At 23.6% G+C, this 7,007-nt stretch carries 5 protein-coding genes; 3 read left to right on the top strand and 2 right to left on the bottom strand.

All coding sequences use genetic code 11. The features are described 5' to 3' along the window. The 3 genes from ACRCYC_RS01950 to ACRCYC_RS01940 form a co-directional block, all read left to right on the top strand. Positions 1-2,965: hypothetical protein (locus tag ACRCYC_RS01950; RefSeq protein WP_438617482.1), on the top strand; the 2,965-nt coding region annotated here is incomplete at its 5' end. Positions 2,966-2,976: 11 nt separating this feature from the next. Beyond that, a complete protein-coding gene (locus ACRCYC_RS01945) occupies positions 2,977-3,450 on the top strand; it encodes a hypothetical protein (RefSeq protein WP_438617481.1) in 474 nt (157 codons plus the stop codon). A 10-nt stretch (positions 3,451-3,460) separates the two neighbouring features. Continuing rightward, the gene (locus tag ACRCYC_RS01940; protein WP_438617480.1) at positions 3,461-3,934 is read left to right on the top strand and encodes a hypothetical protein; all 474 of its coding nucleotides are present in this window, start codon (positions 3,461-3,463) and stop codon (positions 3,932-3,934) included. Between the two features lie 86 nt (positions 3,935-4,020). Here the strand turns inward: ACRCYC_RS01940 and ACRCYC_RS01935 are convergent, their stop codons facing one another. Both ACRCYC_RS01935 and glmS read right to left on the bottom strand, forming a co-directional pair. Beyond that, entirely contained in the window at positions 4,021-4,416 is a 396-nt protein-coding gene (locus ACRCYC_RS01935; RefSeq protein ID WP_438617479.1) for a nucleoside-diphosphate kinase, read from the bottom strand. Between the two features lie 550 nt (positions 4,417-4,966). Further along, positions 4,967-6,799, bottom strand: a complete 1,833-nt coding sequence (gene glmS / locus ACRCYC_RS01930) for a glutamine--fructose-6-phosphate transaminase (isomerizing) (RefSeq protein WP_438617478.1) — start codon at positions 6,797-6,799, stop codon at positions 4,967-4,969. Between the last annotated feature and the right edge of the window lie 208 nt (positions 6,800-7,007).

Raw genomic sequence — 7,007 nt, 5'->3', positions numbered from 1 at the left:
ATATGGTATAACAGACAATAATAAATTTATAAAAAAGATAGATTTAAAAACAGGAGATATTATAACCTTAACATTTTTGGGGGAAATTGACTTTAAGACTATAAATAATATCTTTTCTGATGAATTAGGTTATATTTATTTTATTGATATAAAAAATAATAATATTTTTAAAGGTATACTAAGTATTAATTCAATTAATATTATCAAATTATCAGGTGAAATTAATAATAAAAATATAGAATTTGAAAAGATTGTAGAAAAAGAATATAGTAATATTTCTGAAAAAGAATTTGTAGAGGAATATAAATATGTAAATGTAGATACTATGGTAAGTGGTAGATTAGTTGAATTTGAAAAAATTAAAGAAATTTTAATTGAAGAAAATGTTAAAAATGGCTGTATAAATATAAATAGAACTAATGGTGTATGGGGCTATATTCCTAATAAAAAATTTGAGGGAATAGATTATATTAAATTGAAATTAATTTTATCAAAAAATATTGTATATAAAAAAATTTTTTTTGATATACAAGAAAATATAGTCACTGAAAATAATAATGAAATAAATTTTAATAAAAAAATAAAAAAAGAAAATATAGAGATTCAAGAAATTGAGATGAAATTTAGTGTTGATAAAACATACACAACAAATGGAGATATAATTAAATTTAAAATGTTTATTAAAAATACAGGTGAAAATACTTTAGAAAATTTAACAATTAAAAATTTAAATTCAAAAGGAGCTAAATTTTTTAATGATAAATTTTTAATAAATGGAACAGAAGAAAATTTTGATATAGTACTTTATGAAATTAAAATACCGAAATTAGAAGTTCAAAATGAATTGCACATTGAATATAATCTTAAAATTTTGAGTATAGAAAATAAATTTTTAGAATTTACTCCTCAATTTGAATATGAATATAACTTTAATGCGCTTATTAAAAAGGAGAGCTGTTTTGAAAAAATAAAGATCCAAAATATTATGCCAAATATAAAAATAGAAAAGCTGATTGATAAAGATATTGTAATTGAAGGAGATAAAATTAAAAATACTATAATTATAAGTAATATAGGTAAAATAGATATTAAAAATTTAAAAGTTAAAGAAGTAATAGATAAAAGTTTAGAATATCTTGGAGAACTTAAAATTAATGGAGTTAGTTCTTTTTTATCTTTAGTTGATGGAATAAAAGTACAAAATCTTTTAATAGGAGATAGTTTGGAGATAAATTTCTATACTAAAGTTGTTGAATATAAAATGGAGGTTATTTCGTATAGTACAATAGAACATGAGTATATTGTGAATGATAAAAAATTTAATTCGTATATTGAAAGTGAAATTATAAAACTTAAAATTTTAAAAAATGATATCAAAATAGATAAAAGTATATCTAAAAATAAATTGATAGTAGGAGAAATTTTTGAGTATTATATTGATATAATTAATCAAGGTGAAACAATATTGGAAGGCCCAATTATAAAATGGAAGTTTTCAAATAGTATAGAAGTTATAGAAAGTAAAATAGACGATGATTTGATTAATTTTAGTGATAATGAATATCTAGAATTGCCTAGTTTATATCCTAAAGAAAAAATTAAAATTACGTTAATAGCTAAAGTGAATAGATTATTAAAATCCATAGTTAAAGATTATATTTTTTTAAAGGGAAAATTGATAAATAAAAATTTTATTTTAAATAAAGATGTTGAATATGAAGATATATCAGAAAATTTTATGGAAATTTATAATCCAAGCTTAAAACTTATAAAGTCTGTAAGTGATGAGTATACTGTAGTAAGAGCAGAATTAGAAGCTAAAATTTTAATAATAAATGATGGTGATACAGAATTGCAAGAAGCCATAATTACCGATATATTACCAAAAGAATTAGAGTTTATAAAAAATTCAATTATAATTGATAATTTAGAATGTGAAAACGAAAGTATTATGTCAGGAGTTATAATAAATAATATGAGTCCTGGGGAAGCAGTTGAAATTAAATATAAATTTAAAGTTATAGATATACAAGGAGGACAGCATTTTGTTAAAAATAAAGCAACTGCAAATTATTTATATAACATAAATGACATTAATAGACAAGGTGGTACAGTATATAGTAATGAATGTTCGATAAATATAGAAAAAAATAAATTAAGTATCTCTAAATCGTGGAATAAAGACTTTGCAGTATTAGGAGAAGAAATTGAATTTCAAATAATTATTCAAAATCTTGGAACTTTAGATGCAATAAATGTATTATTTGTGGATGAACTTTTAGACGGGTTGGAACTTGTAAATAGGAGTTTTTCTCTTGATGGAGAGAATGTTAATAATGTAAATATAGAAAGAGGAATTATTATTGGGAATATATGTATAGGTGAAGTGCGAAAGATTATATATAGAATTAAAATTTTAAAAGTTAAAAATTTATTAGAGTATAATACTAAAACTTATATTAAATATGGATATATTCTTGAAAATGGAAAAATTGGAAGCTTGATAAAATGTGTAAAAAATAGTAATGAAAAAAAACTTAATTTAGCTTTTTCTAATTTTAATATAGTAGAAAAAGATAATATCTTAAAAGTTTATAATCCTAAACCTAAAATAAAAGTTATAGATAATATAAAGAGCGATGTAAATATTTATAGTAGTTATATAATAGAAACAGCTAAAAGTAAATCTATAGAAGGGAAAATTTTAACTGGATATAAATTAATGATCTATGGAGTATTAAAGCAAACAGTTGAATATATTGCATTAGATAGTGATGATGAAATTTATTCTATCGTGTATGAAATACCTTTTTATGATGCTATAGTTTTGCCTGTAGGATTTGATATTTCTAATAAAGTAGAACCTTATGGAAAAATTGAAAAGAATATATATAAAAAATTATCTGATGATAAAATTTATAGTAGTAATACTATTTTATTACTTGCTAAAATTTTATCTATTTAAGGGGAGGGATAATGATGCTTATAAGAGATTTAGTAGAATATAATGGAATAGAGATATTAAATATTCCTAAAAATGACAACATTTTTAAAAATATTTATTTAGAAGAAAGAGTTCTATTGCCACTAAATAAACATGATATAAAACAAATTACAAAAGTAGATATATTTTGTGATATAACAGAAAGTAAAGTGATAAAGACAGCAATGGGGAAATCATTTGAGGGACAAATTTTAACTGGTGGAAAATTATTTGTTGCTGGTAATATGAAAATTAAGTTTCAGTATATTTCCTATGATGGTGAGCAACTATTAAATAGTTTTATTCATGATTCTTTATATAGTGGGACAATTGTTTTACCAGAGGGAAGTAAAGAGGAATTGTATATACAAGCTAATACGTTTGTTGAAGATCTTTATATTATATCTTATAGAGAAAGAGAAATTTATTTAAGTATAGATTTATTATTATTGGCTAGTGTGTGTTAGGAGGATTTATATGAATTATAAAGAAGAGAATAAAGTTTATCCTAAAAATGCACTATATTTTATTAATTTTGATATTTATGATTTTTATGATTTATCGTTTGAAGATCCAGAGGTTGAATGTGTTAATGCTATAAAGGTTTGGCCAGATATTGAAGAATTTAATATTGTAGAAACTGATATTGGAATTTCAAATGAAGGAACTATATTAACAGGATGTAAAATTTCAGTTCTTATTAAGTTTAGTGAAAAGATTACTTATAGTGCTAAATTTAAGGAAAAACCTGTGCATATAATTTATAATGAATATTATAAAAGTAAAAGTATAGTCATTCCTAAAGAAATAAACGGAATAGATATAGAGGCCTTAGTTCGTGCAAGAAGAGTTAATATCACACCTTATATTGAATATTCATACGTAAAAAAAGTTACTAATAAAAAAATATATAAGTCAATGTCTGTATTAATAGATTTAAAAGTATGTTAAAGATAATATATAAAATAAAGCTACCACTTTTAAAGTGGTAGCTTTAATAATAAAATACTTATTTTTTTGTTAAGAAAACGTTTAACTTAATCGTTAAACCATAAATGCAATTCTCTACGAGCTGTTTCAGCTGAATCAGATGAATGCACTGAATTTTCAGTAAGAGAAACTGCAAATCTATCTCTAATTGAACCTTTTTCAGGATCTCTAGCACTACCATTTAAAGCTCTTATTCTTTCAATAGCATCGTCACCTTCTAATTCAATTGCTACAAGTGGACTTCTTGTTATATAAGTGATTAACTCATTAAAATAACTTCTACCAGCATGTTCTATATAATGTCTAAGAGCTTTTTGTTTTGATACTTTTTCAAGTCTAAGATTTACAACTTTCAAGCCGGCTTTTTCATAAATACTTATGATTTCACCGATTAGATTTCTTTCAACAGCATCTGGTTTAATAAGAACTAAACTTCTTTCCATAAAAATCACACTCCATATTTTAAAATAAATTTTAACTATAATAATACAGTTTTATGGTAGAAATTTATAGGGGGAAGGCTAACTTAAATACATTTTACTAATTAAAAATTTATTTTATAGCTACTCTTTTTATTTAAATAAATAAAATATTTCTAGACCATCAATTGTATAGTATTAAATAGTTTTTATTATTTAGCATTTAATCTAAATAATTCCTTTATATTAAATATATTGTATACCTATAGATAGTACAATATCAACTTATTGATTTTAAAATTGTAGCAAAAACGTTTACTTAAAATTGTTGAAGTATTAAGTAAAGTAATAAATTTTATAGAGAGAAGTCCAACTATTTAAATTTCTAATATGGATTTAATCTTTTAAAGTTAAATTAAATTGAAATTTCAGAAAATTTAAAAAATAATAATTTTATAATTTTAGCTCAAAAACAAAAGAAAGCACTAAAAAATGCTTTCTTTTAAAAATTTTATTCGCCTAATGATTAAAATTTTATACGTAATTTTATAATTCAATATAATAACTATTGCGCCTATTCAACAGTTACTGATTTAGCAAGATTTCTAGGTTTATCTACATCACAATCTCTAGCTATTGCACAGTAGTAAGCTAAATATTGTAATGGAACTACTGAAAGTAGTGGTGTTAATAAATCATGAGTTTTTGGTATATAAATAACATGATTAGAAACTGATTCAACAGATGTAAAACCTTCTGTTGCAACAGTGATAACATTAGCACCTCTAGTTACTGTTTCTTTAATATTACTTATAGATTTTTCAATAAGATTTTTCTGAGTTACTAAAGCTAATACAGGAATATCATCTGTAATAAGTGCTATAGTACCATGTTTTAGCTCGCCTGATGCATATGCTTCAGCGTGGATATAAGAAATTTCTTTGTTTTTTAAGGATCCTTCAAGAGCAACAGTATAATCTAATCCTCTTCCAAGATAAAACATATCTTCTTTATCTTTAAGGATATTAGCTATTTCTTTCATCTGAGCATCTGTAGTATCTAAAACGATATCTATTTTTTCTGATATTGTTGAAAGTTCTGATAAAATAGATTGTGTAGTAGTATCATCTATTTTGTTATTTAATTTAGCTAAGTGTATAGCGATTAAATAAAAAGCTGCTACTTGAGTTGAATATGCTTTTGTAGATGCAACAGCAACTTCAGGTCCAGCATATGTGAATAATACATCATTTGCCTCCCTCGCAACAGCACTGCCGACAACATTAGTGATACCAATTACTCTAGCACCATTTTTTTGAGCTTCTCTTAACGCAGCTAAAGTATCTGCAGTTTCACCAGATTGAGATACTACTATCATTAAAGTATTTTCATCAAGAATAGGATCCTTATATCTGAATTCAGATGCTACATCAATTTCAACAGGAATTCTAGCAAGTTTTTCAATTGAATATTTACCAATCATTCCAGCATGATAAGCTGTACCACAAGCAACTATATATATTTTGTTGATTTTATTTAAATCTTCTTTAGTAAGAGAAATATTATCTAAAATAACATCTTTTTTATCTTCAGATATTCTACCAGCTAAAGTGTCTTTTATTGCTTTTGGTTGTTCGTGAATTTCTTTAAGCATGAAATGAGTATAACCATTTTTTTCAGCTGAAGTTTCATTCCAAGTGATTTTAAAGATTTCTTTTGAAATTTTTTCACCATTGATATTTATAAAATCAATATTATCTTCAGTTAGAATAGCAACCTCATTATCATCCATTATATAAACATCTTTTGTATATTTTAGTACTGCTGGAATATCAGAAGCAATAAAGTTTTCGTTTACCCCTTGTCCAATAATTAAAGGACTATCCTTTTTAACAGCTATTAATTTATTTGGCTCAAATTTTGACATTACGGCTATAGCGTAAGATCCTTTTAAGAACTCAAGTGCTTTTAAAGTAGCCTGTAAAATATCCCCATTATAATTCATATCTATAAGATGTGGAATTACTTCTGTATCAGTTTCACTTTTAAATACATAACCTTTATCTTCAAGCATTTTTCTTAATTCTATATAATTTTCAATAATTCCATTATGAACAACATTTATACTCATATCTTTATTAAAATGAGGATGTGAGTTTGTATCTGAAGGAGCTCCATGAGTTGCCCATCTAGTATGTCCAATTCCAATGTTTGAATATTCATTGTTTGCTATACTATCCTTAAGATTTTTAACTTTACCTAATTTTTTTAAGATTTTTATATTATCATTTTCAAGAAAAGCAATTCCAGCAGAGTCATATCCTCTATATTCAAGTTTTTCAAGACCTTCTAAAAGAACTTTTATTGAATTATTATTTTTACCTACGTAACCTACAATTCCACACATAATAAGTGTCTCCTCTCTTGTTTAACTATATTTAACAAGCTTGTGTTTTATTTTTAAAAATATCTTTTGTTATTTTTATTCTAACATAAAAAAATTTTTTTGAAATACATTTAAAAAAATATATTATTTTATTATTAAATTTAGTATATCAATTAATTTTTTGTATATTTATAATTTAAAAAATGATAATTTTATATAAAAAATAATA

The organism is Paraclostridium sp. (genome assembly GCF_051657365.1).
Classification (GTDB): Bacteria; Bacillota; Clostridia; order Peptostreptococcales; family Peptostreptococcaceae; genus Paraclostridium.
The sequence above is the reverse complement of the archived record's forward strand: the minus strand, read 5'-3'. Positions and strand labels throughout refer to the sequence as shown.